This is a genomic window from Quadrisphaera sp. RL12-1S (assembly GCF_014270065.1).
Lineage (GTDB): Bacteria > Actinomycetota > Actinomycetes > Actinomycetales > Quadrisphaeraceae > Quadrisphaera.
On record NZ_JACNME010000012.1, the window covers coordinates 90,789 to 115,092 of the forward strand.

At 75.9% G+C, this 24,304-nt stretch carries 26 protein-coding genes; 16 read left to right on the top strand and 10 right to left on the bottom strand.

Annotated elements, in window-relative coordinates; genetic code table 11:
* Nucleotides 1–5: 5 nt before the first annotated feature.
* The 3 genes from H7K62_RS17805 to H7K62_RS17815 all read right to left on the bottom strand — a co-directional run bounded on the left by H7K62_RS17805 (nucleotide 6) and on the right by H7K62_RS17815 (nucleotide 3,662).
* Nucleotides 6–1,805, bottom strand: a complete 1,800-nt coding sequence (locus H7K62_RS17805) for a DEAD/DEAH box helicase (RefSeq protein ID WP_186720995.1) — start codon at nucleotides 1,803–1,805, stop codon at nucleotides 6–8.
* Nucleotides 1,806–2,038: 233 nt separating this feature from the next.
* On the bottom strand, nucleotides 2,039–2,860 hold the full coding sequence (locus H7K62_RS17810; protein WP_186720997.1) for a nucleotidyl cyclase domain-containing protein: 822 nt from the start codon (nucleotides 2,858–2,860) through the stop codon (nucleotides 2,039–2,041).
* Nucleotides 2,861–2,945: 85 nt separating this feature from the next.
* On the bottom strand, nucleotides 2,946–3,662 hold the full coding sequence (locus tag H7K62_RS17815) for a DedA family protein (RefSeq protein WP_370591839.1): 717 nt from the start codon (nucleotides 3,660–3,662) through the stop codon (nucleotides 2,946–2,948).
* Nucleotides 3,663–3,739: 77 nt separating this feature from the next.
* Here H7K62_RS17815 and H7K62_RS22945 point away from each other — a divergent pair, with 77 nt between their 5' ends.
* From H7K62_RS22945 to H7K62_RS17870, 12 genes are all read left to right on the top strand, one after another.
* The gene (locus H7K62_RS22945; RefSeq protein ID WP_186720999.1) at nucleotides 3,740–3,949 is read left to right on the top strand and encodes a hypothetical protein; all 210 of its coding nucleotides are present in this window, start codon (nucleotides 3,740–3,742) and stop codon (nucleotides 3,947–3,949) included.
* Nucleotides 3,950–3,999: 50 nt separating this feature from the next.
* On the top strand, nucleotides 4,000–4,533 hold the full coding sequence (locus tag H7K62_RS22950; RefSeq protein ID WP_186721001.1) for a YbhB/YbcL family Raf kinase inhibitor-like protein: 534 nt from the start codon (nucleotides 4,000–4,002) through the stop codon (nucleotides 4,531–4,533).
* Nucleotides 4,534–4,556: 23 nt separating this feature from the next.
* Nucleotides 4,557–5,111: a YbaK/EbsC family protein gene (locus tag H7K62_RS17830; RefSeq protein ID WP_186721008.1), complete on the top strand. Its 555-nt coding sequence runs from the start codon at nucleotides 4,557–4,559 to the stop codon at nucleotides 5,109–5,111.
* A gap of 7 nt (nucleotides 5,112–5,118) precedes the next feature.
* The gene (locus tag H7K62_RS17835; RefSeq protein WP_186721010.1) at nucleotides 5,119–5,553 is read left to right on the top strand and encodes an SRPBCC family protein; all 435 of its coding nucleotides are present in this window, start codon (nucleotides 5,119–5,121) and stop codon (nucleotides 5,551–5,553) included.
* A 290-nt stretch (nucleotides 5,554–5,843) separates the two neighbouring features.
* Nucleotides 5,844–6,188 (top strand): hypothetical protein, encoded by a 345-nt coding sequence (locus H7K62_RS17840; protein ID WP_186721012.1) that lies wholly within the window; start codon nucleotides 5,844–5,846, stop codon nucleotides 6,186–6,188.
* 55 nt (nucleotides 6,189–6,243) lie between these two features.
* Nucleotides 6,244–6,627 carry a PadR family transcriptional regulator gene (locus H7K62_RS17845; RefSeq protein WP_186721014.1) on the top strand — a complete coding sequence of 128 codons (384 nt, stop codon included), beginning with the start codon at nucleotides 6,244–6,246 and terminating at the stop codon, nucleotides 6,625–6,627.
* Nucleotides 6,614–7,324 (top strand): hypothetical protein, encoded by a 711-nt coding sequence (locus H7K62_RS17850; RefSeq protein ID WP_186721016.1) that lies wholly within the window; start codon nucleotides 6,614–6,616, stop codon nucleotides 7,322–7,324. The genes H7K62_RS17845 and H7K62_RS17850 overlap by 14 nt, the downstream gene beginning before the upstream one ends.
* Nucleotides 7,325–7,351: 27 nt before the next feature.
* Entirely contained in the window at nucleotides 7,352–8,365 is a 1,014-nt protein-coding gene (locus tag H7K62_RS17855) for a protein kinase family protein (RefSeq protein ID WP_186721023.1), read from the top strand.
* A 58-nt stretch (nucleotides 8,366–8,423) separates the two neighbouring features.
* Complete coding sequence (locus H7K62_RS17860; protein ID WP_186721025.1) at nucleotides 8,424–8,834, top strand: hypothetical protein; 411 nt, start codon at nucleotides 8,424–8,426, stop codon at nucleotides 8,832–8,834.
* Nucleotides 8,835–8,881: 47 nt separating this feature from the next.
* Complete coding sequence (locus tag H7K62_RS17865; protein ID WP_186721027.1) at nucleotides 8,882–9,895, top strand: tetratricopeptide repeat protein; 1,014 nt, start codon at nucleotides 8,882–8,884, stop codon at nucleotides 9,893–9,895.
* The gene (locus H7K62_RS24240; RefSeq protein ID WP_370591840.1) at nucleotides 9,892–10,281 is read left to right on the top strand and encodes a DUF6578 domain-containing protein; all 390 of its coding nucleotides are present in this window, start codon (nucleotides 9,892–9,894) and stop codon (nucleotides 10,279–10,281) included. Before H7K62_RS17865 ends, H7K62_RS24240 begins: the two co-directional genes overlap by 4 nt.
* Complete coding sequence (locus tag H7K62_RS17870) at nucleotides 10,241–11,632, top strand: GntP family permease (RefSeq protein WP_186721028.1); 1,392 nt, start codon at nucleotides 10,241–10,243, stop codon at nucleotides 11,630–11,632. The genes H7K62_RS24240 and H7K62_RS17870 overlap by 41 nt, the downstream gene beginning before the upstream one ends.
* Before the next feature lie 139 nt (nucleotides 11,633–11,771).
* Here H7K62_RS17870 and H7K62_RS17875 read toward each other — a convergent pair whose 3' ends face one another.
* Nucleotides 11,772–13,004 carry a DUF418 domain-containing protein gene (locus H7K62_RS17875; RefSeq protein WP_222437818.1) on the bottom strand — a complete coding sequence of 411 codons (1,233 nt, stop codon included), beginning with the start codon at nucleotides 13,002–13,004 and terminating at the stop codon, nucleotides 11,772–11,774.
* A gap of 79 nt (nucleotides 13,005–13,083) precedes the next feature.
* Between H7K62_RS17875 and H7K62_RS17880 the strand changes: the two genes are divergently transcribed.
* Nucleotides 13,084–13,665, top strand: coding sequence for a hypothetical protein (locus tag H7K62_RS17880; RefSeq protein WP_186721033.1), 582 nt, complete (start codon nucleotides 13,084–13,086; stop codon nucleotides 13,663–13,665).
* A 12-nt stretch (nucleotides 13,666–13,677) separates the two neighbouring features.
* On the opposite strand, the gene H7K62_RS17885 is transcribed toward H7K62_RS17880, so the two are convergent.
* The 4 genes from H7K62_RS17885 to H7K62_RS17895 form a co-directional block, all read right to left on the bottom strand.
* A complete protein-coding gene (locus H7K62_RS17885; RefSeq protein ID WP_186721035.1) occupies nucleotides 13,678–14,262 on the bottom strand; it encodes a hypothetical protein in 585 nt (194 codons plus the stop codon).
* Between the two features lie 83 nt (nucleotides 14,263–14,345).
* Entirely contained in the window at nucleotides 14,346–17,072 is a 2,727-nt protein-coding gene (locus H7K62_RS17890; RefSeq protein WP_222437819.1) for a PEP/pyruvate-binding domain-containing protein, read from the bottom strand.
* 10 nt (nucleotides 17,073–17,082) lie between these two features.
* Complete coding sequence (locus tag H7K62_RS21675; RefSeq protein ID WP_222437820.1) at nucleotides 17,083–18,411, bottom strand: MFS transporter; 1,329 nt, start codon at nucleotides 18,409–18,411, stop codon at nucleotides 17,083–17,085.
* A gap of 108 nt (nucleotides 18,412–18,519) precedes the next feature.
* Entirely contained in the window at nucleotides 18,520–18,999 is a 480-nt protein-coding gene (locus H7K62_RS17895) for a hypothetical protein (RefSeq protein WP_186721039.1), read from the bottom strand.
* A 245-nt stretch (nucleotides 19,000–19,244) separates the two neighbouring features.
* Here H7K62_RS17895 and H7K62_RS17900 point away from each other — a divergent pair, with 245 nt between their 5' ends.
* On the top strand, nucleotides 19,245–19,574 hold the full coding sequence (locus H7K62_RS17900) for a chorismate mutase (RefSeq protein WP_186721041.1): 330 nt from the start codon (nucleotides 19,245–19,247) through the stop codon (nucleotides 19,572–19,574).
* Here H7K62_RS17900 and H7K62_RS17905 read toward each other — a convergent pair.
* Together H7K62_RS17905 and H7K62_RS17910 are read right to left on the bottom strand one after the other, a co-directional pair.
* Nucleotides 19,564–20,349: an MOSC domain-containing protein gene (locus H7K62_RS17905; protein WP_186721043.1), complete on the bottom strand. Its 786-nt coding sequence runs from the start codon at nucleotides 20,347–20,349 to the stop codon at nucleotides 19,564–19,566. The two genes, H7K62_RS17900 and H7K62_RS17905, sit on opposite strands and share 11 nt — an antisense overlap.
* A 200-nt stretch (nucleotides 20,350–20,549) precedes the next feature.
* Nucleotides 20,550–22,034 (bottom strand): MFS transporter, encoded by a 1,485-nt coding sequence (locus tag H7K62_RS17910; RefSeq protein ID WP_222437821.1) that lies wholly within the window; start codon nucleotides 22,032–22,034, stop codon nucleotides 20,550–20,552.
* Between the two features lie 232 nt (nucleotides 22,035–22,266).
* Here H7K62_RS17910 and H7K62_RS17915 point away from each other — a divergent pair, with 232 nt between their 5' ends.
* Both H7K62_RS17915 and H7K62_RS17920 read left to right on the top strand, forming a co-directional pair.
* A complete protein-coding gene (locus H7K62_RS17915; RefSeq protein ID WP_186721045.1) occupies nucleotides 22,267–23,184 on the top strand; it encodes an NAD-dependent epimerase/dehydratase family protein in 918 nt (305 codons plus the stop codon).
* Nucleotides 23,185–23,280: 96 nt separating this feature from the next.
* The gene (locus H7K62_RS17920) at nucleotides 23,281–24,108 is read left to right on the top strand and encodes a TrmH family RNA methyltransferase (protein ID WP_186721047.1); all 828 of its coding nucleotides are present in this window, start codon (nucleotides 23,281–23,283) and stop codon (nucleotides 24,106–24,108) included.
* The last annotated feature ends 196 nt before the right edge of the window (nucleotides 24,109–24,304 follow it).

The following is a 24,304-nucleotide window of genomic DNA, read 5'->3' on the forward strand; positions in this document are numbered from 1 at the left end:
GGCGGTCAGTAGCGCTCGGGGCGCACGCGCACCTTGCGGCCGCGGATGAGCCCGCTCTGCAGCCCGGTCACCACGTCGTCGACGGCCCCGGAGGGCACCTCGACGAGGCTGTAGCGCTCGTGCACCTCGATGGCGCCGACCTCGCCGCCGTCCAGCCGGGTCTCGCCGGTGACGGCGCCGACCAGGTCCTGCGGGCGCACCCCGGCCTGGCGGCCCAGGCCCACCCACACGCGGGAGACCTCCCCGCCGATGCGCGGCTTGCGCGGACCGCCCGCGCCGCCCGCCGGCCGGCCGGAGGGCGCGCGCCGCCCCTCGCCGCGGGCTCCGCCCACCGGGCGGGCCCCCCGCTCGGCGCCGGCGCGCGGGCCGGAGCGCAGCGGGCGGCCGGAGGAGGCGTCGGGGACGTCGGGCTCGTCGGCCCGCTCGCCGCGGGCCTGCGCCAGCAGCACCAGGGCGGCGGCCAGCACCTCGCCGGGGTCGCGCTCGGCGGTGAGCTTGGCGGCCAGCTCGCGGGCGGCGCCGTCGACGTCGGCGGCCTCCAGCGCCGCGGCCGTCCGCTCGGCGCGCCGCCCCCGCAGCACCTCCGCCGTCGGCACCGGCAGCACGGCGATGGACCCGCGCGAGGCGCGCTCCAGCCCGGAGATGTACCGCGCCTCGCGGGGCTCGGCGATGGTGATGGCCACCCCGGAGCGGCCGCCGCGGCCCACGCGGCCGATGCGGTGCACGTACGCCTCGGAGGAGGCCGGCACGTCGTAGTTGATGACGTGGGTGAGCTGCTCGACGTCCAGGCCGCGGGCCGCGACGTCGGTGGCCACCAGCAGCTGCGCCACGCCGGCGCGCAGCCGGCCCATGACGCGGTCGCGCTGGTCCTGGCTCATGCCGCCGTGCAGGGCCTCGGCGCGCATGCCGCGGCCGTTGAGGGACTCGGTGAGCTCGTCGACCTCGCCGCGGCTGCGGCAGAAGATGATCGCGGCGGTGGGCGCCTCCACGTCGAGCACGCGGCGCAGCGCCGGCAGCTTCCACGCGCGCTGCACCACGTGAGCGCGCTGCTCCACCAGGGGCGCGCCGCCCTCGGGCACCTCGCGCTGCAGCACCACGCGCACCGGGTCGGTCTGGTGGGTGCGGGCGATCCGCTCGATGCGCCCGGCCATCGTGGCGCTGAAGAGCACCGTCTGCCGCTCGCGCGGAGCACGCTCGAGGATGCCCTCGATGTCCTCCTGGAAGCCGGCGTCGAGCATCTCGTCGGCCTCGTCGAGCACCACGGTCTGCACGCCGGACAGGTCCAGGCTGCCGCGGGAGAGGTGGTCGAGCACGCGGCCGGGGGTGCCCACCACCACGTCCACGCCGCGCTGCAGCTCGCGCAGCTGCCCGCCGATGGGGGCGCCGCCGTACACGGCGAGCACCCGCACGCCCAGCCCGGTGCCGTAGGACTCGGTGGCCGAGGCGACCTGCAGCGCCAGCTCGCGCGTGGGGGCCAGCACCAGCGCCGACGGCCCCTTCCCGGCGGGGGCGCCGGAGCGGCTGGCGTCGGCGAGGCGCTGCAGCAGCGGCAGGGCGAACGCCGCCGTCTTGCCGGTGCCCGTGGCGGCCTGGCCCAGCAGGTCCCGGCCGGCCAGCAGGTGCGGCACGGCCTCGGCCTGCACCGGGGTCGGCTCCTCGTAGCCGAGGTCGTTCAGCGCCGCCAGCAGCTCCGGACCGAGCCCGAGGTCGGCGAACCTCGTCGAGGTGGAGGAGGACGACGACGACGACGAGGACGACGGCTCAGAGGGGGCGGACTGGTCAGGCGCGGAGCTCACGTGCCCCATGGTCTCGCAGATCAGCGCCCCCGCGTGACGCCCGGTCCCCGGGGACGCAGGGGGCGTGCTCGAGGGGTGGTGGGGTGGTGGTCAGACACCTCGGAGGATGCGCCCCTTCAGCGTGAGCAGACGACTACCCGCAAGGGGCCGATCCTCCGAGGCACCGACAGGACCGCCACGGACCGCCCCTGACCGCCGCAGAGCTCCGGCGTCCAGCCTGCTGAGGAGGTCCTCATCAACTCTCACGGCGTGGGCAGCGTCCCGCGCTCCATGGCCCGCTCCACCACGGCGAGCATCTCCGCGGCGGTCAGGGGGCCTCCGGCGTCGGCGTCGTCGGGCTCGTCGGCGCCGGGGTGGACGAGCGCGCCCACCACCGCGCGCAGCGGGTACAGCCCGTCGGCGGTGGCCGCCGGCTCGCGCAGGGCGTCGCGCACCGAGGCGACCACCCGGGTCACCGCGTCCTCCCCCGAGGGCAGCGGCAGGTCGGGCAGCAGCGCCACGAAGCGCCCCGCCCCGCAGTGCGCCAGGACGTCGCTGCGGCGCAGGTGGCCGCGCACCCGCGAGGCCACCACGCCCAGCACGGCGCCGCCGAGGTCGCCCTCGCCGACCGTGCAGAACAGCAGGGCGGTGGTGGTGCCGGGGCGCTGGTGCTCCAGCGCCCGCTCGAGGGATCCCAGCAGCTCGGCGCGGTGCGGCAGGGACGCGGTCGGCTCCGGCCGCTCCACCGCGGGCCCGGCGGCCGTCGTCGTCGTGGGCTCCTCACCCGAGGGCGGGACTGACGGTGCTGACGGCGCGGACGGTGAGGGGAAGGACGGGGCCGCGGCCTCGCCGAGGGGTGCGGCGGGCAGGCCGGCGGCGGCGGCGCGCAGCAGCGCCGCGACGTCCCCGCGGACCACGGAGGCGTGCGGTGCCACGCGGGCCACGTCCACGGCCAGCGGGGCGGCCAGGAGCCGCAGCGCGGCGTGGGCGCGGGCGTCCGGGGTGTGCAGCTCCAGGCGCGGGGCGTGGTCGACGAGCTCAGGGGTGCAGGCGCAGTGGCGGGCGCCGTCGTGGTGGCAGGTCACTCCCGCCCATCGGCAGCACCGCGCGGGTCCTCCAGCGCCGGACATGCAGCCGGGCCGCGGTTCACCTCACCGGGTGCCTGCCGCCTCAGCGGGTGCTGGCGCGCTCCTGCGCCGCGAGCGCGGCGGCGCGCTCCGCGCGGCGCTGGGCGCGGTGCTTGCGCACCCGTCGCACCGCGAGCAGCGCGACCGCCAGGACGACGGCCCCGATGACCACCTTGTCGAGCACGTCGGCGTAGCCGGAGACGCGGTCCCACTGGGAGCCGAGGGCGTACCCGCCGCCGATGAGCAGCGCGTTCCACAGCGCCGTCCCGGCGGTGGTGAACAGCAGGAACTGCCCCAGGGGCATCCCCGCGGCACCGGCGGGCAGGGAGATGAGGCTGCGCACGCCCGGGATGAGCCTGCCGAAGAACACCGCCGAGCGGCCGTGCCGGCGGAACCAGCGGTTGGCGGCGTCGGCGTCGTCGGCGTCGACCAGGGGCATCCTGGCCAGCAGGGCGATGGCGCGGCGCTGGCCGATCCGCCGCGCCAGCTCGTACAGCAGCAGGGCCCCGAGCACGCCGCCCGCGGTCGCGGCGAGGAAGACGGCCACGAGGTCCATCCGCCCGTCGTAGGCGAGGAAGCCGCCCAGCGGGAGCACCACCTCGCTGGGGATGGGCGGGAACACCGTCTCCAGCAGGGTCAGCAGGAAGACGCCGGGCCAGCCGAGGGCGTCCATGACGTCGGCCACCCACCCCGACAGTCCCGTCAGTCCGCTGGCAGCGGCGGTGCTGTCGGCCGAGGCGCTGGCGAGCACGGGGATCACCGTCCCCACGGTAGGTGAGGACGCCCCCACCGACCCGCTGGAGTGCGCCCCGGGCCCCCGCTTGGCACAGTGGCGACGTGACCAGCGACCCGGACCAGCGCGCCGCCGAGGACCCCCTCGGCGTGGCCACCCAGCTCGACGCCGCCGAGGAGGACCCCGCGGCGGACGCCACCGCGGGGCTGCCCGGCCACGGCGCCGACGAGGTGGTGGACGCCTCCGCCGACGGCCGCCACGGTCCGGTGCAGGACGCCCGCGTCGGCTCGCCCGCGCAGGACCACCCGCGCTGACCACAGCTTCCCGCCCGCACCCCCCGAAGAAGCCCGGAGGAGACCCACCCGTGGACCTCGACCGCCCCCTCGCCCCGGAGCCCTACGGCCAGCTGCCGCAGGTGCCGTCCTTCACGCTCACCAGCACCGACGTCGCCGAGGGCGAGCCCATGGCCGACCGCCACTCCGCCGAGGGCGGCAGCACCTCGCCGCAGCTGGCGTGGAGCGGCTTCCCCGAGGGGACGAAGTCGTTCCTGGTGAGCTGCTTCGACCCGGACGCCCCGACCCCGGCCGGCTTCTGGCACTGGACCGTGTTCGACGTGCCCGCCTCCACCACGGAGCTGCCCACGGGCGCCGGCGACGAGGGCAGCACGGCGCTGGCCGGCGGCACCACCGTCCGCAACGACATGGGTGGCGCCTCGTTCACCGGTGCCGCCCCGCCGCCCGGTGACCGCCCGCACCGGTACGTCTTCGCGGTGCACGCGCTGGACACGGACGACCTGGGCCTGGATGCCTCGGCCTCCCCCACGGTGGTGCACTTCACGGCGCTGTTCCACACCATCGCGCGCGCCACGCTCTCGCCGACCTACCAGGTGCAGGGCTGAGCGCCCTCGACGGCGGACGGCCGGTGACGGGGCCGGGCGGGCTCGCGTGGGAGCCCGCCCCGCCCCGCGCCGACCTGCTCGCCCCGCCCGTGGCGGCGGCGCTGGAGGCGTGGGGAGCGGCGGCGCAGCAGGTGCTGGTCGCCGAGATCGACCCGGACCTCGCCGACACCGCCGCCCTCGTCGAGGCCACTGGCGCGCCCGCGTCGGTCATGGCCAACTGCGTGGTGGTCAACGGCCGCCGCGGTGACGTCGAGCGGATCGCCGGGTGCGTGGTCCTCGCCACCACCCGCGCCGACGTCAACGGCCTCGTGCGCAAGCGCCTCGACGCGCGCAAGGCGTCCTTCCTCGACCACGACCGCGCGGTCTCCGGCTCCGGCATGGAGTTCGGCGGCATCACGCCGGTCGGGCTGCCGCCCGAGTGGCAGGTGCTGGTCGACGCCGCGGTGCTGGAGGTGGACGTCGTCGTCATCGGCTCCGGTGTCCGGCGCTCCAAGCTCGCGCTGCCCGGCGCCCTCCTGGGGCAGCTCCCCGGCGCCGAGGTGGTCGAGGGCCTCGGGGTGCCGCTGCCGCCCTCGTGACGGCGCTGTGAGGCGAGAGCTCGCGGTCACCGGTACCGCTCCCCCGCCGCTGGCGTGGGAGCGGTACGCGGACCCGTCACTGTGGGCGACGTGGTCCCCGCAGATCGCGTCCGTGACCGCGAGCACCGCCCGCCTCGAGACGGGGACGACGGGCGTCGTGCGCGGCCACGGCGGACTGCGGCTCGACTTCACCGCCGAGGACGTCGACGACGACGCCCGCCGCTGGACGTGGCGCGTAGAGCCGACGCACGCGCTGGGCGTGCCGCTGCCGGCCGTCCTGCGGTGCTGCGGCCGGCTCCGCCTCGAGCACGGCGTCGTCCCGAGCGCCCTCGCGGACGGCGGCTCCACCACCACGCTGTCGCTGGAGGGCTGGGCGCCCGTGGTGCTGGCCTACGCCCCGCTGGCCGCCCTCGCCCTGCGCCGCCTCGTCGCCCTCCCCTGATCCGCGCCCCCTGCGCCGCGGGCGAGGTGCGGTCGCGCCGGAGTGGGGAACCCCGGCACCGGCGGGGAGCCTCGGCCCCGCTTCCAGCGCCGGAACCGGGGTCCAGCCTGCCCACCGGGCCTGAGCCTGCCCAGCAGGTCGACCCCGCGCGGAGTAGCGCGGCCTGCGGCGGTCCGTCAGCGGGCCTGAAGGTCCACCCGAGCCGCAGCTGCCCGGCCAGACCGTGGACGCTGTGCTCCGGTACGAGCTCGCACAGCGGAGCACAGCGACCACGGTCGGAGGGGGTCCCGGTGGACGTCGTCGTCGAGATCGGTGGCTGGGAGCACAGCTGCTGCGGGAGCGCGGTCGAGCGCGGCCAGCTCGTCGACCTCGGATGCCTGCGGGTCGACGGCCGAGACGGCTCGCCCGCGCTGTCCGAGACCCACCACGACCTCGAGGCTGAGGTGAGGGTGCGAGGGCGGGTCGTGGAGGTCGCCGTCGTGAGGGACGACGGGAGCTCACAGCCCATCGACCGGATCCCGAGCGGTCGCGAACTGAGACAGCTGGACGACGACCCGGTGCTCCTCGAGGCGGCGTGGACCGGCGAGCTGCTGCCCGGCGGGACCGAGTTCCTCGTGGTGGTGCGGACGGCCTGAAGCGCGCCGGACCACTACTAGGCAAGACCTATTACCAGCAGCTACTGTGCGAGGCATGGCACCAGAGCTCGACCGCAGGACCCAGCTGCTGCGCGGCGCTCTGGACACCTGCCTGCTCGCTCTGCTGGCCCGCAACCCCACCCACGCCTACGACCTCGTCGTCCAGCTGGAGAGGCACGGGCTGCCTGACATCAGCTACGGCACCGTCTACCCGCTCATGACCCGCCTGCGCAGCCAGGGGCTGGTGCGCGACGAGACGCGTCCTAGCGACAGCGGGCCCCCGCGCAAGGTCTTCCACCTCACCGATGACGGCCATCGCACCCTGCGCGCCTGGAGCGAGCAGTGGACGCAGACCACCACCACCATCACCGCGCTCCTGCGCACCGCAGGTGCCGTGCCCGCTCTCGAGCCCGAGGAGCCTGCTCGTGTCCACGCCTGAGCGCCCCAGCCGCCGCCACGCCGGCACCGATGCCGACCCCTGCAGCGACGCCGACACCGTCGCGCACACAGCCGATCGACGCCTGCGCCGGATGGGGGTCGGCCGCGCAGACCGCTCCGCCATCGTCGAGACCCTGCACACCGACCTCCGCGCGGCCCAGGCGGACGGCCGCCGTCCCGCTGACCTGCTGGGCCCCGACCTCGACGACTTCCTGCGCAGGACCCTTGCCGAGGGCGGCCACACGCCCGACCGTCCCGGTGCGGCCCGGCTGGCCCTGGTCGGGACCGCGGTCGCCGTGCCCGCCGTCGTCGTCGCCAGCAGCGTCGTGTGGTCCGGGCTGGTGCCGCTGTTCACCGCGACGGTCAGCCCCCTGCTCCACCTGCCGCACACCGGGGTCGCCGGTGGATGGGTCGGTGTGGGCCTGGTGTCCTTCGTGGCCGCGCTGGCCGCGCTCTGGCTGCTGGTCCGCGGCCGCACCGGTGCCCGGCCCACGGTCGCAGCGGGGGCCGTCACGCTCCTCGTCGCTGCCGCCGCAGGCATCGGCTGCAACCTCGTGGTCCTCCAGCAGGGCTGGCGGATCACCCCTGCCAGCATCTCCCTGCAGGTCGCCAGTGCCCTCGTCCCCCTCGCCCTGGCTCTGCTCGCCGCCCGCTGGTGGGGTCTGCGCCGCGCCGCGGGGGCAGGCTCCGACGCGTGAGCCGCATCGCCGCTGCGCGGCCAGACCGTGACCGCTGAGCAGGACGACGAGGCCGCGACCGTCGTCAGCCACCTCCACGCGCTGACGGGGCTCCGCGCCAGCAACTGGCGGGACCTCGGCGGGGGGTTCACCACCAACCTCGCGCTGCAGGTGCCCGGGCAGACGCTCGTGGCACGGGTCCACCCCGCCACGACCTGCCGGGAGCGCGTGCGAGCGCTGCAGGCCGCTCGGCAGGCCGCTGCCGCCGCAGGCGTGCCTGCGGTGGAACCCCTCGCGCTGCTGGCCCTGCCCGACGGCCGTCAGGTGGAGCTGGAGCCGTTCGTCGAGGCCCCCGACCCGATGAGGACACCTCGCCGCCTGGTCGCAGGAGCACCGGTGCTCGCCCGCCTGCACGACGCGCTGCGCACCGCCGACCTGCCGCCCGCGGCCCACGTCGTCGCCTTCTCCAACCACGTCCCGGCACCGGAGGCGGTCTCGGTGACCGCGGCGGCGGTGGAGCGCCTGCGCGCGGAACCAGCAGCCGCGCCCGAGGACTTCGCGGAGGAGCTGCTCGAGCACGTCGGGCAGGTCGCCGAGGGGGAAGCAGCGCTCCTCGCCGAGCAGGTGGAGCACCTCACCTACGGCGACTTCTGGGACGGGAACGTCCTCCTCTCCCGCGGTGAGGTGGCCGCCGTCCTGGACTTCGGGTTCCTGGCCGACCGGGCGCGCGTGGACGACGTGGCCCTCCCGTTCTGGTTCTGGCTGCTGGAGCCGGGCCACGGCCTCCCGTCGTCGGACGACGTCGACCTGCTGGTCCGGATCGCCGACGCCTACGACGCCGGCGCCCAGCAGCCGCTGAGCGATGCTGAGCGCGCCTCGCTGCCGCTCGCGCTGGCGCGGCAGCCGGCGTGGGCGGGCCGCCAGTGGCTCGCCGACCCGAGGCCGGGCGCCGTGTCGGCGCACGCCCGCAAGGCCGCCGCAGAGCTGCCCGTCGCCCAGCACGTGCTGGCCCACCTGGGGACCTGGCAGAACGCGCTCACCAGGGCCCGGCGCGGGCCATGATCAGGTGGTGACCCGCCGCAGGAGCAGTTCGCGACCCCTCGCAGCTCGGCTGGTCCGGGTGGTGCTGCAGCACCCCCTGGTCGCTCGTCGCCTGCGCCGCGTCGCGGTCGAGCTGCCCCCTTCGGACGTGGTCGACACCCCGGCTGCGTGGACCCTCCTGTCCGCCAGGCGCATCACGGCAGCGGGCGGTGCGCAGCTCGTCGTCGTCCACCTGGCCTCGCGGGTGGGGATCCAGTGGGGTCTGTGGCGGCTGGACACCGGTGAGCTGCTGACCGGACTCCACGCCACCGGTCAGCTCACCGAGGCGCGGCTGCTGGAGCTGGGGGTCGAGCAGCTCACAGACGCCCCCGTCGCGCAGACCGAGCTCGAGGAGCTTCGGTCCGTGCTGCGGCTCGAGGAGGCCCGCTGGTCGCCCCGCGGCCCCGAGAGCTGGGCCTTCTCGGCGCGCGGCCGCTTCTGGGGGGCCTGACGCAAACCCGTGGACGGGACCGCGCCGGCCGGACAGGATGACCGGCCGTGATCACCGACAGCCCCGTCGACCAGGACGAGGACGACGACGAGGGCTCCGACCTGTACTGCGAGGGCTACGACCTCGCCGAGGCCGGTGAGCACGAGCGCGCCGTCGAGGTCTTCACCCGCTCCGCCGAGCTCGGGTACGCGGACGCGCTGCACGCGCTCGGCAACTCCCTGCAGGAGCTCGGACGCACTGAGGACGCCGTCCGCGCCTTCGCCGCCGCCGAGGCGGCCGGGGTCACCGAGTCGGTCCTCAACCTCGGTCACGCCCTCCGGCAGCTGCACGACGCCGACGCCGCAGCCGCGGCGTACCAGCGCGCCCGCGAGGCTGGCGACCCGCGAGCGAGCATGTGCCTGGCGGACGTCTGGCGCCGCCAGGGAGACGCCGCCGGTGCGCGAGCCCTGCTCGAAGGTTCGGCAGCGGCTGGAAACGCCTGGTCTGCTGGTGAGCTGGCGCTGTGGATGCTCGACGACGTCGACCACGACCTCACCGCGGTGGAGCCCGGAGGTGAGGTGGAGACCCTCCTGCGGCAGGCCGCGGACGTCGACGGTGACGCCCGCGCGGACCTGGCGTGGGTGCTGCGACACCGCGGTGCGCTCGACGAGGCGGAGTCGCTGCTGCGCTCCGGCCACGCCGGCGGCCACAGCGACTGCTCGATCAAGCTGGCCCTGCTCCTCGACGAGGACCGCGGCGAGGTCGCCGAGGCCGAGCAGGTGCTGCGGGCGGCAGCTGACGCCGGTGAGCTGTTCGCCTGGAACAACCTCGCTCGCCTGCTGCGCGACCAGGGCCGGCTGCTGGAGGCGGAAGCGGCGTTCCGGCGCGGTGCTCGTGGCGGTGACGCGCTGGCCGCGAGGAACCTGCGAGCGCTCCGGCGGGACCACCGCCGGCAGCTCGGCCGCGCCCACCGCCGCAAACGCCGGCAGGCCGTGGGCAGCGGGGAACGGGTGGCCGGCCCCTCAGCTGCGCACACCGCCGCTGGACCGGCTCGACCCGTCGCGGTCCCCGACCGAGGATGACCGGCGTGATCGTCCCGGTGCACGTCGAGGACTGGCAGCTGGAGTGCTGTGGGGAGCACGTCCAGATCGGCTCGAGCGTGGCGTGGCACCTCGAGGACGCCGACGAGGTGCACGTCGTCACCACCGTCCGGCAGCTCGTGCCGGCGTGGTCCGTCGTCCTCCCGGTCCTGGAGGTCGTGAAGCAGCTCCCCGACGGGTCAGAGACCGTCGTGGCTGGTGGGTCAGGACCCTTCGTGGAGGGGTGGCGCGGCGGGTCCGTGTTGCGGGTGGGCACCGGCCTCGCCAGACTCACCGCGCCCGCCGATCACCGTGGAGGCCGGGTCCCCCGCTCACCGAGGAGCCCGCGTGCCGTTCGTCCTCACCGCGCAGACCTCGACGCACGCTGACCACACGCAGCTGGTGGTCGCCGCGGTCCTCGGGATCGCAGCGATCGTCACGCTCATCACCTGGCTGAAGCTCCACCCCTTCCTCGCCCTGGTGCTGGGGACGGCGGTGCTCGCGCTGGTGGCCGGCGTCCCCCTGGCCGAGACTTTCGACAGCTTCACCGACGGGCTGGGCAGCACCATCGGCAGCGTCGGCGTGCTCATCGCCCTCGGGTCGATCATCGGCAAGCTGCTGGTGGACAGCGGCGGCGCTGACGCGATCGTCGACGCGGTCCTGGCCCGGACGTCCGAGAAGCGCTTGCCGTGGGCGATGGCGCTCATCGCCTTCCTCGTGGGCATCCCGCTGTTCTTCGAGGTCGGCGTGGTGCTGCTCGTCCCGGTGGTGCTGCTCGTCGCGCACCGCACCCGGCGGCCGGTGCTGCTGCTGGGCATCCCCGCGCTGGCGGGCCTGTCGGTGCTGCACGGGTTCGTCCCACCCCACCCGGGTCCGCTGATCGCCGTCGAGGCGCTCCACGCCGACGTCGGCCTGACCCTGGGCCTGGGGCTGCTCGTCGCCGTCCCCACCGTCCTCGTGTCCGGCCCTCTGCTGGCACGGCCCCTGGCCCGCTGGGTGCCGCTGGCGGCTCCCGAGCCGGCATCCGGCGCCAGCACGGCCGCGGAGCCGGCGAGCGACGCCCCCGCACGCCGGCCGACCGTGGCCGTGGCGGTCGGGATCGTGCTGCTGCCGGTGGTGCTGATGCTGCTGAGGGCGGTGGTCGAGCTGGTGCCCAGCACTTCGGGCACGCCCCTGCGCAGCGCGACGGACCTCGTGGGGACCCCGCTGGTCGCCCTCCTCATCAGCGCCCTGGTGGGCCTGCTGGTGCTCGGTCGCGGGAGCGGGCGCAGCCGGGCAGGCCTGTCGAGCCTCGTCGACGCCTCCTTCGTCTCGGTGGCGAGCATCCTGCTCATCGTCGGTGCCGGCGGAGGCTTCAAGCAGACCCTGGTCGACACCGGCGTCGGACAGGTCGTCGGTGACGCGATGGCCGGTGCCCCGCTGTCCCCCCTGGTCGCGGCGTGGCTGATCGCCGTGGTCATCCGCGTGGCCACCGGTTCCGCGACCGTGGCCACGGTGACCGCCTCCGGGCTCGCCGTGCCCCTGGTCAGCGGGCTCGGCGGACCGGAGGTGGCGCTGGTGGTGCTCGCCATCGGCGCGGGGTCGCTGTTCCTCAGCCACGTCAACGACGCGGGCTTCTGGCTGGTCAAGGAGTACTTCGGCATGACCGTCGGCCAGACCTTCAAGACCTGGTCGCTCATGGAGTGCGTCGTCTCCGTGGTGGGGCTGCTCTGCGTGCTCCTGCTCTCGCTGGTGGTCTGAGAGGAGCCGGGGCGGGACTGCCCTTCCAGCACAGGCACGACGGGGCGTCGGCCCTGGCCACGGCGTCGGCCACCACGCGGTGCTCCTCTGCCGCCACCCCCGTGGGCGCGGTGCTGTTCCTCGCCGGTGGGGCGCGTCCTCAGGCCCCGGGCATCCCCGCGTCCTGACCGACGGGTCGACCGGCGGGCCCCGTGCCCGCGGTCCACCCGGGACGCGGGCCGTGGGTGAGCCGACGCAGCAGCACCTCGGCCGGACCCGCCCGCCCGGCGCGCTCGAGGCCCACGGCCACCGCCGCGGTGAGCAGGTAGGTGACGACGGCGACGGCGGACACCACCGCGGTGCCCGTCCCGTCGCCCAGCCCGAGCCCCCACGGCGCGAGCACCGGCGCCATGACCACGCTCTGCAGCAGGTAGCAGGTCAACGACCGCCTGCCGACGGCCACCAGCGCCCCGACCACCGCTCCTGGCACCGCACCGGCAGGGCGCCGCACGGCCGCGAACCACGAGACCCCGGCGAGGAACGCCATCGCCCCCGCCAGCCCGGTGAGGCCGTGCAGCGCACCCGCGAGCACGTCGCCCCACCCCGGCCAGGCGACCAGCTGCAGCGACGCGGCCACCAGCGGCAGCGCGCCCAGCACGCTGACCGCGAGGCCCGCCACCGTCACGCGTCGCAGCAGCGGCAGGTGCTCCTCAGGGCGGGTCAGCACGCCGCGGCGCTCCGCAAGCAGCCCCAAGGCCGCTGCCGGCAGCAGGCAGACGACGAGCAGCGGCCCGCTCACCAGCAGTCCGACGGCGGACAGGGCCCTCAGGCCGAGCCCGCCCAGGTAGGTCGCCGGCGTGAGCCCGAAGACGCCTCCGGCGGCGTCGGGCGCGGAGGTGCCGTCCAGGGCGGAGAGGGCGGCGTACGCCAGCAGCGCGGCGCCGCCCCACCACAGCAGCGCGCGGTCCGACGCCCGCAGCCAGAGGGCCACCACCGCCAGCCCGAGCATCCCGTAGGTCAGCAGGATGTCGCCCTCGAAGAGCAGCAGCGCGTGCGCCAGCCCGAACACCCCCAGCCACCCGCACCGGCGCAGCAGCACCCCGCGGGTCTGCGGCCACGGCGCGCCGCGCGTCTGCGCCCGCCGCGCGATCACGGTCAGCCCGAAGGCGAACAGCGCCGTGAACACCGGGAACGCCCGGTTGTCCACGAACGTCCCGACCACGGCGTCCACCGCGCGGTCGGCCAGCCCCGCCTCGACCGGACGGCCGCTCGGCCCGAGCGCCAGCCCGGTCAGGTGGATCGGGGCGTTGGCCAGCGCGATGCCCAGCAGCGCCAGCCCGCGGGCGAGGTCGGGCGCGAGGGAGCGCTCGGCGGTCGGGAGGGGGCCGCTCACGCCGTCCACCCTCTCCCGGCGGGAGGGACGGAGGAAAACCCGCTGGCGCAGGGCCCACGCACCGCCCACCCTGGTGCGCGTGAGCACCGACGCCGCCGTCGTCTTCATGCTCGGCTACCCCGGCACGGGCAAGCGGACCGTCGGCGGTCACGTCGCCGCGCAGCTCGGCGGGGTGCTCGTCGACAACGCCCTCATCAACAGGCCCGTGCTCGAGGTGCTGCAGTGGGACGGCGTCGCCCCTCTGCCACCAGGGATCTGGGACCGCGTGGTCCCCGTCCGCGACGCGGTGCTCGGAACGATCGAGGACCTGGCACCACCGACCACGAGCTTCGTGGTCACCAACGTCCTCGAGGACGAGCCCGCTGCCGCCGGGGCCTACGAGCGCATCCGCTCCCTCGCCCGGCGCCGCGGCTCGCTGTTCCTCGCCGTGATGACCGAGTGCGACGTCGACGTGCAGGTCAGCCGCATCGACACCCCCGACCGGGTCGCGCTGCGCAAGGGCTCCGACCCCGAGGGCTACCGCCGCCACCGGCTTGCCACCCGGCTCTTCCAGCCTCCGGCGGAGGAGGTGCTCACCATCGACACCACGACGACGACGCCCGCCGCCAGCGCCGCCCGCGTCGTCGACGAGCTGCGCTCCCGAGGCCTGCACGGCGGCTGAAGGTCTGAGCCGTCAGCCCCTCCCGGAGGCGTTCAGCGCTGCGACGAGACGCGCGAACACCTCCTGGTCGAAGGGGTCCTCGTCGTCGGCGGTGACCACGGTGATAGTGCTCAGCCCGACCGGAACCACGACCGCCGTGTACGAAAGCTCGTCCTCGTGTCGACCGCACGAGCAGTCGGTCCGGCGCGTCTCGTCGATGGTCACGCGGAGGTCGTCCGCGGCCGAGAGCGGCGAGTAGATGACGTACACGGGCCCTTCACCGTGCTCGTCGAGCGCGTAAGCGTTGTCGTCGGTGAACGCGTTCATCTCTTCGTCCCGCAGCAGGTAGACCGAGCCGTGCGTCTCGGGGAGGAGGTGGCGGGTCGTCGGCCACGCTCGGACGCCGCCCTCGACGTCGTCGAGCGGCATGCCCTCGTGGTCACCGATGATGACGAGCATGCGCGGCCAGCGCAGAGAGAGCTCGTCCACGAAGCGCTTGATGCCGGGCCCCGCCGGACCCGCCGTGATGAACACCGAGTCGACACCGGTGAACACCGTCGGCTCGTAGTCGAGGGACGCGTCGTCCACCGACTCGTCGCTGCTCTGCTCGTCGTCCACAGCTCGGACCTCTGCACCCCGCGCGCGGGAGCCCGCTGCTCACCGCGGTGATCGCCGCGCGAGCATGCCACGCCCGGGCATCATCAGCGGCGCCTCCAGCGCCTCACCACGACGACACCGACGACGAGCGCCGCCGCGCCGCCCGCGACCAGCACCCAGCGCGACCGGGACCACCTGGCCTGGGAGCGGGCCCCACCAGGAGCGACGCGCTCGTCGTCGTCCCCGCCCTCCCCGTCGTCCCCGTCGTCCCCGCCGTCGGAGTCCAGCGGGGTGACGGTGCCGGCGTCGCCGTCCACGGTGACCAGCGTCCCGTCGGTCAGCCGCTGCGTGGCCACGCCCGTGCCGAGCACGGCGGGGATGCCGTACTCGCGGGCCACGATCGAGCTGTGCGACAGCGGCCCGCCCACGTCGGTGACGACGGCGGAGGCCATCGCGAACAGCGACGTCCACGCCGGCGTCGTCATCCGCGCCACGAGCACGTCACCGGGCTGCAGGCGGGCGGAGTCCTCGGGGCCGTGCAGGACGCGCGCGACCGCGGTGACGCGCCCGCCGCTCGCGCCGACGCCGCGCACCACCGGGCCGGTCTGGGCCTCGTCGCCGCCGGGCATCGCCCACACCAGCGACCGTCGCACCAGGGCCGGCGGCTGCGGCAGCAGCTGCGGCGGGCTCGCCAGGCGCTGGCCGCGCCAGACCTCCCGGCGCTGCGCCACCCGATCGGCCAGCGGCGTGCGGTCGCCCGCACCGGCCACCTCCAGCTCGGTGCGGCGCAGCCAGAAGACGTCGTCCGCGTCGTCCACCACCCCGGAGGCCGCCAGGCGGCGGCCGGACTCGCGCAGAAACCGCCGGATGGTCGGCCACGCCAGGCCGATGTCGGCGAGGGCGTCCTCCCGGGCTGCCCCGGCGTCCTGCGCGGCGCGCAGCAGCCGCACGAGCAGGGCGCGCCGCACCGGGTCGAGCCGCCCCAGCACGGTCGCGGTCGCCGCCTCCCGGCGCTCGGCGGCCCGCTGCTGGCGCTCGTGCGGGTCGTCGCCGTGGCCCTCCACGTACTGGCGCAGCGTGGCGAGCAGCGGCTCGGGGTGGTCGGCCGGCGTGCTGACCGCGACGTCCAGGGTGTAGAGCGCGTGCCCGTACCGGCGCAGGTGGTCGTGGAGCAGCTGGTGCCACGTGGGGTCGTCGGGGACGCGCCCCGCCCGCAGCGCCACGGCCGTCGCCGGGTGGCGGTGCGCCCACTCCGCGAGGTCCCACAGCGACTGCTCCGCCCGGATCGGGGCGCTGTCGAGCCCGAGCAGCAGGTCGAGCGAGGGCGGGTCGCCGTCGCGGCGGGCCAGGCGGTCGTAGGCGGCGCGGAACGCCGCCTCCGACAGCACCGCCGCGGGCACCACCGACTGCACGGCCGTGTAGTAGGTGCACCCGGCCTCCAGCAGCTCCGCGGCGGCGCCCAGCAGCTCCGCGTGGCTCATCGCGCGTTCGTCTCGCCCCGGCCAGACCGCGACCCGCGCCGCGTACTCGGGGTGGGCGTGCTCGCGCCAGCCGCGCACCCCGGTGCGGTCCCTCTCCCGGACGAGCCAGGCGGTGGCGCGGGGCGTCGCGGCGAGCATCCGCGCGAAGGCACCGTTGCTGAAGAAGTAGTAGGCGTAGCCGTTGACCGTGGGGAAGCGGATGTCGTCGTCGTCGACGGCGCTGCCGAGGGCGCGGGCGACCAGCGCCCGCAGCGACCGCGGCACGGCGACGGCGGCGAGGTCGGCGAACAGCGGCGTCAGCGGGTCGGGCAGCTGCTCCACGATGCTCGCGCGCCAGTACGTGCCGCCGCGCAGCGGCACGGTCCAGTCGGTGGGCACCGGACCCGTCGGCTCCGGCAGCGCCGTGATGGGCCGCGCCTGCAGCAGCGCCAGCGCGCCGGTGGTCTCGCGCGCCCACTCGACGTCCACCGGGCAGCCGAGGTGCTCCTGCACGCGCTGCCCCAGGTCGGCCAGGGCCAGCGCCTCGGCGTCGGTGAGCACGGCGCGGCGGCGCAGGTGCTCGGGCACGGGCTCCTCGCGCGTACCGCCGTCCGCCGTGGCGCCGGCGCGGGTGCGGACCTGCTTGTCCGCCGTCGTCCTGCTCACCACCACGCCCCGGGCGGTGTCGACGACGACGTCGTCCGTGGTCACCGCCCCGGACACCACGGCCTCCCCCAGGCCCCACGCGGCGCTGATGACAGCCCGCTGCCGCTGCCCGGTGGTCGGGTCGGCGGTGAAGAGGACCCCGGCGGCGTCCGCGTCCGCCATCTGCTGGACGACGACGGCGAGCGCGAGCGCGTCCCCGTCGCCGCGGTCCTGGCCGTGGCGGGCGCGGTAGTCGATGGCGCGGGCGGTCCACAGCGACGCCCAGCACGCCCGGACGGCGTCCAGCAGGGCGGCCTCGGTGCGGACGTCGAGGAACGTGTCCTGCTGGCCGGCGGAGCTGGCGGCCGCGAGGTCCTCCGACGTCGCGGAGGAGCGCACGGCCACCGGCGGCGCGCCGAGGTCGCGCCACGCGCGGACCACCGCCGCGGCCAGCGCCGGCGGCACCGCGGCGGAGGTGAAGAGCCTGCGGACATCGTCGGAGGCGGCGGGACCGCGGGCCGCCACCAGGCGCGCGACCTGCGGCGCGATGCCCGCGCCGTCCACGAACTCCTCGTACGCCGAGGTGAGCACCACGAAGCCGGGCGGCACGGGGAACCCGGCCGCCAGCAGCTCACCCAGGGCGGCGGCCTTGCCGCCGGCGACGGTGACGTCGGTGCGGCGCAGCGCGGACAGCGCCACCACCGGTGCCGAGGAGGACGCGTCCACGAGGACCGGTCTACTCCTGCGCCGCGGCCCTGACGAGCCCTCCCGGGTGGACCGCGTGCTCCGGCAGGCGACGCCCCACCAGCGGCACCACCGCGGCCCCGACCAGCGCGGCCGCGCCGAGCAGCAGCCACGGCAGCCACAGCGCCACGGCCATCGCCGAGACCAGCAGCGGTGCGGCCAGGCCCGCGGCGGTGAACGCATACTGGAACGCGGCCAGGTGCCGCCCGCGAGTGGCGGGGGGCGCGGCGGCCTCGGCGAGGGCGTTGACGCGGGAGCCGATCAGCAGGCTGCCCCCGGCGAGCAGCACCACCGACGCGAGCACCCACGGTCCCACCCAGCTGGTGGGCAGCCAGATCGCCACCGCGCACACCGCGGCCCACGCCACGAGGCAGCAGCCGCCCAGCGCCATGGAGGTGGTGCGCCGCCAGTGCCCCGTGAGCCGGACCACGGTCACCGTGAGCAGCGAGGTCGCGGTCAGGGCCGTGATGCCGGCCCCCGCCGCCCACGCGGCCCCGGGGGCCAGCTCGCGCAGGTACACGGCCATGCCCACCAGCAGGAAGTCGCTGGGGAGCGCCAGCAGGGCGGTGACCGCGACGAGCGCCAGGTAGGGGCGGTTGGTGAGCACGGATTCGGGGGTGCGCGAGGGAGGGATGCGCGAGGCCGGAGCCCTGTCGGACACGGCTCCGGCCTCCGGACCCCCTCCCGGTCGGGGGTCAGCGCCAGCAGTGGAGGCGGTCGCGGAGGTGTGGTGGCGGGCCGGGTGCACCAGAGCCAGCAGCAGTCCCGCGCAGACCACGAACGACCCCGCGTCCACGGCCAGCACCACCCTCAGCACCGCGGGGTCCACCAGCGAGACGAGCAGCGCCGCGATCAGCGCACCCGCGCCGAACGCCGTCGACCTCACCACCTCCACCGCCGCGAAGGCGCGGTCCTTCGGCCCGGCCGGCGCGACGTCGGCGATGAGGGCGAAGACGGAGGAGTAGAAGGTCTGCGTCCCCGCCGCGACCAGCGCGGCGGCCACCAGCACCCCCGTGGTGGCCGTCAGCCAGCGGTCGGCCAGCAGGTACACCAGCACGCCCGCCGCCTGCAGCGCCTGGCTCACGACGACGACGGCCTTCGGCCCCACCCGGTCCACCAGGCCTCCGGCCAGCGGCGGCGCCAGCAGGCCCACGAGCGTGCCGAGCGTGAGGAGCAGGCCGGCCCTGCCGAGCGGCACCCCGACGACACCCGTCACGTAGACGAGCACGAGCGGCAGCACCAGCCCGGACCCGAGGTTGTCGACGCCGAGCGCCACCAGCAGCGCGTTCCGGCTCCGCGAGGCCCTGGCGTCGTCGCTCACCCGGCCGACGCTACGGACACCCCCGCCCCGGCGGCCGAGTTCCCGCAGACCTCCACAACTCCCGCACGACCACGCACCTGCGCGCCACCTCCCGCCCGAGGGCCGGGCTCAGGCGGCGGGCGCAGGGCGGGCGGCCAGCGCGGCGAAGAACCCGTCCGTCCGGGAGCTGAGCAGCGCGAGCTGGAGCGTGGCCCCCGTCGTCGTCGCCACGGGGATGATCCGCGATCCCGGCCTCACCCCGGCCATGTCCTTCAGCCCCGCCTCGACCTCAGCGGTGAGGTCCACCCCCTGCACAGCGACGCTCACCCGCGTGCCCGGCACGATCTTGAGGCCCATGAGGTACGGGCGGAGGGTCAGCACGCCGGGCTCCGCCACCACGCGACCGTGGCGCCACCTGCGCGACACACCCGGCGCGTCACCACCGACCAGTCGCAGGCCTCCGTCGACGACCCAGCGCTCCACGCCGTCCGCACCGCGACGCACCCGCGGATGGGCGCTGCGGTGGCGGTGGACCAGCGCGGCCACCCAGAGAGCCGCCAGACCGAGGAAGACGAGCACCACCAGCACCAGGAACACCGAGTCGCTCACAGGGACCTCCACGCACGTCAGCGGCGTGGAAGATCCACACCCGATGGCTGCACCGTCGCGGTCGCGGCGGCGGCTGGGCAAGGGCGTGCCGCCGGGCTGACCCGCCTCTGCGGCCGCGGGTGGCCCGGCCGGGTGAACCGACCCCGCAGGAGTCACCACCCGTGCTCCCGGCAGCCGGCGCAGCGGGGTGCGGCAGGATGCGCTGCTGCCCCCCCGCACCGACTCCCCCGCGCGAGGCCAGCCCGATGAGCAGCTCCCCCGTCCCGCCCGAGCTCGCCGAGCTGCGCCGCAGCATCGACAACCTCGACGCGGCGCTCGTGCACACCCTCGCCGAGCGGTTCCGGTGCACCCGGGCCGTCGGCGAGCTCAAGGCGCGGCTCGAGCTGCCCGCCGCGGACCCGGCGCGCGAGGAGCGGCAGATCGCGCGGCTGCGCGCCCTCGCCACCGAGTCGGGGCTGGACGCGGACTTCGCGGAGAAGTTCCTCACCCTGGTCATCGAGGAGGTCATCCGCCACCACCTGCACCTCAGCGGGTCGGCCGACGGACCCGGCGAGGCGCCGTCGGTCAGCCGCTGATGTCGCCGAGCTGCATCCCGTCCCCGAGCTGCAGGGTGCCCCCGTCCAGCACCTCGGCGTAGACGCCCAGGTAGGTGTGGCCGCAGTGCTCGGCCAGCAGGCGCGGCACGGGCAGGTCCCGCTCACCGGTGCCCGGGGAGACCTCGGTGGCGGCGCACCGCTCGGTGATGGCCGTCCCCCGCAGCCGCACCCCGCCGAGGGTGAACTCCCGGCCGAGGAGCTTCAGCTCCCGCCACGGCGGGATGCCGGCGAGGTGCACGTTGCCGCGGAAGCGCAGCGGGTCCACCTCGACGCCCGCGCGGCGGCCGAGGTCGGCCACCGAGGCGAGGTTGATGATCGAGACGAACTCCATGGCGCGGTCGGAGTCCGGGGCCATGTCGGTGAAGCGCCGGCCCTCCTCCCGCGCCACCACGGGGACGACGCCGTCGGGCAGCTCCAGGACGCGGGCGAGCAGCGCCGCGGCGTCGGCCCGGCCGGCCTCGGTGGTGAGGTCCGCTGTGAGCCTCTCGCCCCCGGCGTCCGCGGTGAGCACGCCGGTGTCGCCGTCGACGTGGGTGCGCACCCCCGCGAGCGCGGCCTCCTGGGCCAGCACGTAGTAGTGGCGCTTGGCGATGCCGCGCTGCAGTCCCGGGGCGTAGGCGCCGTCCGGCCTGGCGAGGGCGAAGACCCTGTCGCCGGGGAACGCGCGCCCGGGCTCCAGCCGCACGGAGGTCAGCGGCTGCGGGCTGAGCCCTTTGACCGGGTAGACGAACAGCCCGTCGACGCGTCCGCTCACCCGCGCCATCCTCCGCCTCGCCGCTGGTCGTGGGCGTCCTGGGGTGGGTCCGCCCAGCCGGGGTCCGCGTCGGCTCCGGGGCCGGGCGCGGGGCCCGCGGCAGCCGTCCCGCGACCGCCCGCGTCGTCGTCGTCCCCGGTCACCGCGGAGGACGACGACGCGAGCGCGCGCGGGCGTGAGGTGCGCACCGCGCCCCGGTCTCAGACGTGGACGGCGGGGACGCCAGCGTCCGAGGCGCCGGAGACGCGCGTGCCTCGCGGCACGGCCACGGCGGCTGCGACCGCCGCGAGCACGAGCAGGGCGGCGCCGCCCCAGAAGACCACGGCGTAGCCGTCCACGAGGCGCTCCGGGGCGCCGGTGGTCCCGGCCACCGCCACGTACGCCGTGGTGAGCACGGCCAGGCCCACCGAGCCGCCGAGCTGGTTGGCCGCGGTGACGGCCGCCGAGGCTGCGCCGGAGTCGCGGGCGTCCACGCCGAGCAGGGCCACGTTCTGCAGCGGCACCAGCGTCAGGCCCATGCCCACGCCGAAGACGAGCAGGCCGGGCAGCACCTGCGTCCAGTAGCTGCCGCCCACGCTGACCTGGGTGAGCAGCCCGACGCCGAGCGCGCCCACCAGCGGTCCCACCACGAGCTGGCGGCGCGGACCGAGCCGGTCGAGCATGCGGGCCGCCTGCGGGACGGTCGCGGAGATGGCGAGGGTGATGGGCAGGGTGCCCAGGCCCGACAGCAGCGGGCTGAGCTGCAGCACCACCTGCAGGTGGAAGGTGAGGTAGAGCATCGCGCCCACCATCACCGCGCCCACGAGGGCCTGGACGGCCAGGGCGCCGGCGCGCACGCGGTCGGTGACCACGCGCAGCGGCAGCAGGGGGTGGGCGCTGCGGTGCTCGACCAGCACGAACAGCGCCAGCAGCAGCGCCCCGGCGGCCACCAGGACCACGGCGAGGGCGGTGCGCGAGGCGTCCTCGAACGCCGTCAGCCCGTAGACGAGCAGCCCGAACCCGGCGGTCACCGCGACGGCGCCGGGCACGTCGTACCGGCGTTCACCGGCGGCGCGGCTCTCCTGGAGCAGCAGCGCCCCGGCGACCACCCCGGCGAGGACGAACGGCACGTTCACCAGCAGGCACCACCGCCAGGACAGCAGGTCGGTGAGCACGCCGCCGCCGAGCAGGCCCACCGCGGCGCCCGCCCCCGAGACGGCGCCGAAGACGGCGAACGCGCGGGTGCGCTCGGGGCCGCCGGGGAACGTGGTGGTGAGGATGGCCAGGGCAGCGGGCGCCATGAGAGCGGCGAACACGCCCTGCCCGGCGCGGGCGAGCACCAGCTCGGCGCCGGTGCCGGCGAGGCCTCCCCACACGGAGGCGGCGCCGAACCCGACGAGCCCCGCGAGGAAGGTGCGCTTGCGCCCGGCGAAGTCGGCGACGCGCCCGCCGAGCAGCAGCAGCGCGCCGAACGCGAGGGCGTACGCCGTCACCACCCACTGGCGCGCGGAGTCCGACAGGCCCAGGTCGGCCTGGGCGTGCGGCAGCGCCACCCCGACGATCGTGCCGTCGAGGACCACGAGCAGCTGGGTGACGGAGGTGATGACCAGCACCCACGTCGCGCGGCGGCCGGAGCCGTCCGGGCGGGGGGCTGCGGGGACAGGCCCCGAGGGCGGTGCGACCCGGGGGTCGGTGGAGGTGGGCACAGCGGCGCTCCTTCGAAGATCGAGGGTGCCGTCGGCGGGGTTTCCAGCCCGGACCGCCCCGGAGGGCGACCACTCCGGCACGACGCGGCCGGACGATCAACGGAAGGGGTGCGGGCCGCCAGCTCTCGCCGGACCGAGTCCGCACGCCGGTGCTCAGGGTACCGGTCGCCGTCCGCCCGGCGCGGTAGCCGCTCGCGAGGCGCCGACGGGAGCGCGGTGGTTGGCTCGCCGGATGCGCATCTTCTTCACCGGCGGCAGCGGCAAGGCCGGACACCACGTGGCGCCCTTCCTCGCCTCGCAGGGACACCACGTCACCAACGCCGACCTCACCGCGCTGCGCCACGCGGACGTCACGGACCTGCGGGTGGACCTCACCGACGCCGGCCAGGTGTACTCGGCGATGGCGGGCACCCCCTCCGGCGCCGACCTGGACGGCCCGGCCCGGTCGACGGGCACCGCCTCGGCCTACGACGCCGTCGTCCACTACGCCGCCATCCCCAGCGAGTTCATCGCGCCGGACGCCACCACGTTCGCCACCAACACCACCGCCCACTACAACGTGCTCGAGGCGGCCACCCGGCTCGGCATCCGCAAGGTGGTGTTCGCCTCCTCGGAGACCACGTACGGCATCTGCTTCGCCCAGGGCGAGCGCAAGCCGCTGTACGTGCCGGTGGACGAGGAGCACCCGGTGGTCCCGGAGGACTCCTACGCGATGTCCAAGGTGGCCGGGGAGGTGGTGTCGCGCTCCTTCCAGGCCCGCTCCGGCGCCGACGTGTACGGCCTGCGGATCAACAACGTCATCGAGCCGCACGAGTACGCCGAGAAGTTCCCGGCCTTCCTGGCCGACCCCTCGCTGCGGCGCCGCAACGTCTTCGCCTACATCGACACCCGCGACCTGGGCCAGATGACGCTGCGCGCGCTGGAGACCGACGGGCTCGGCTTCCAGGTGTTCAACGTGGCCAACGCGGACATGTCGGTGGCCGCGACCACGCAGGAGGTCATCGAGCGGTTCTACAGCGGCGTGGAGGTGCGCCGCGAGATGGGCCGCGACGAGACCTTCTACAGCATCGACAAGGCCCGTGAGCTGCTCGGCTACGCGCCGCAGCACTCCTGGCGGGACGTGCTGGCCGACCCGCGCGCCGGGGCCTGACGGCACCTCGCGGGGGCCTGGGTAGCGTCTCCAGGCCCCCGCGCCCCGGACGGTCCCGGGCCATCGCGCGACACGACCGACACCTGCGGAGCAGCCGTGATCCACCTCGACAGCCCCGACGACCCGCGCCTGGTCGACTACACCGGCCTCACGGACGTGGCCCTGCGCCGCGTCCGCGAGCCCGCCGAGGGCCTGTTCATCGCCGAGTCCAGCCAGGTCATCCGGCGCGCGCTGCACGCCGGGCACCGGCCGCGCTCCCTGCTGACCGCGCCGCGCTGGCTGCCGGACCTCACCGACGTCCTCAGCGCCTGCGAGGACGCCGACGCCGAGGTGTTCGTGGCCGAGGAGCCCGTGCTCGAGGCCATCACCGGCTTCCACGTCCACCGGGGCGCCATCGCCTCCATGCACCGCCCGGCGCCCGCGCCCGTGGCGGACCTGCTGCGCGGCGCGCGGACCGTCGTCGTCCTGGAGGACGTCGTCGACCACACCAACGTCGGCGCCGTGTTCAGGTCAGCGGCCGGGCTCGGCGTGGACGCCGTGCTCGTGACGCCGCGCTGCGCCGACCCCCTCTACCGCCGCAGCGTGCGCGTCAGCATGGGCACCGTCTTCCAGGTGCCGTGGACCCGCATCGACCCCTGGCCGGCCGGCATCGAGGCGCTCACGGCGGCCGGCTTCCACGTCGCAGCGCTCGCCCTGTCCGACGACTCCGTGGCCCTGCAGGACTTCGCCGCGCACCGCCCCGACAGGCTCGCCCTCCTGCTCGGCACCGAGGGCGCGGGCCTGACCCCCGCCAGCGTCGCCGCCGCCGACACCGTGGTGCGCATCCCCATGCACGGCGGGGTGGACTCCCTCAACGTCGCCGCCGCCAGCGCCGTCGCCTTCTGGGCCCTCGGCGCCGACGCGGCCGGTCCCCCGCCGGCGTAGCCCGGCACCGACGGGGCTCCTCCCTCGAGCACCGGGGCCCAGGCCCGCCGACTCCCCCAGCCGCTGCGCGCGACCGCACCGTCCTGCGCCGGAGAGCCGTGCAGATGGCGTCTTGGCCGCGATCGCCGTTCGACACCACACCCACCAGCTGCCTCGCACCGTCAAGAGACGGAGCGCGAAGGCCCGCGCCGAAGCA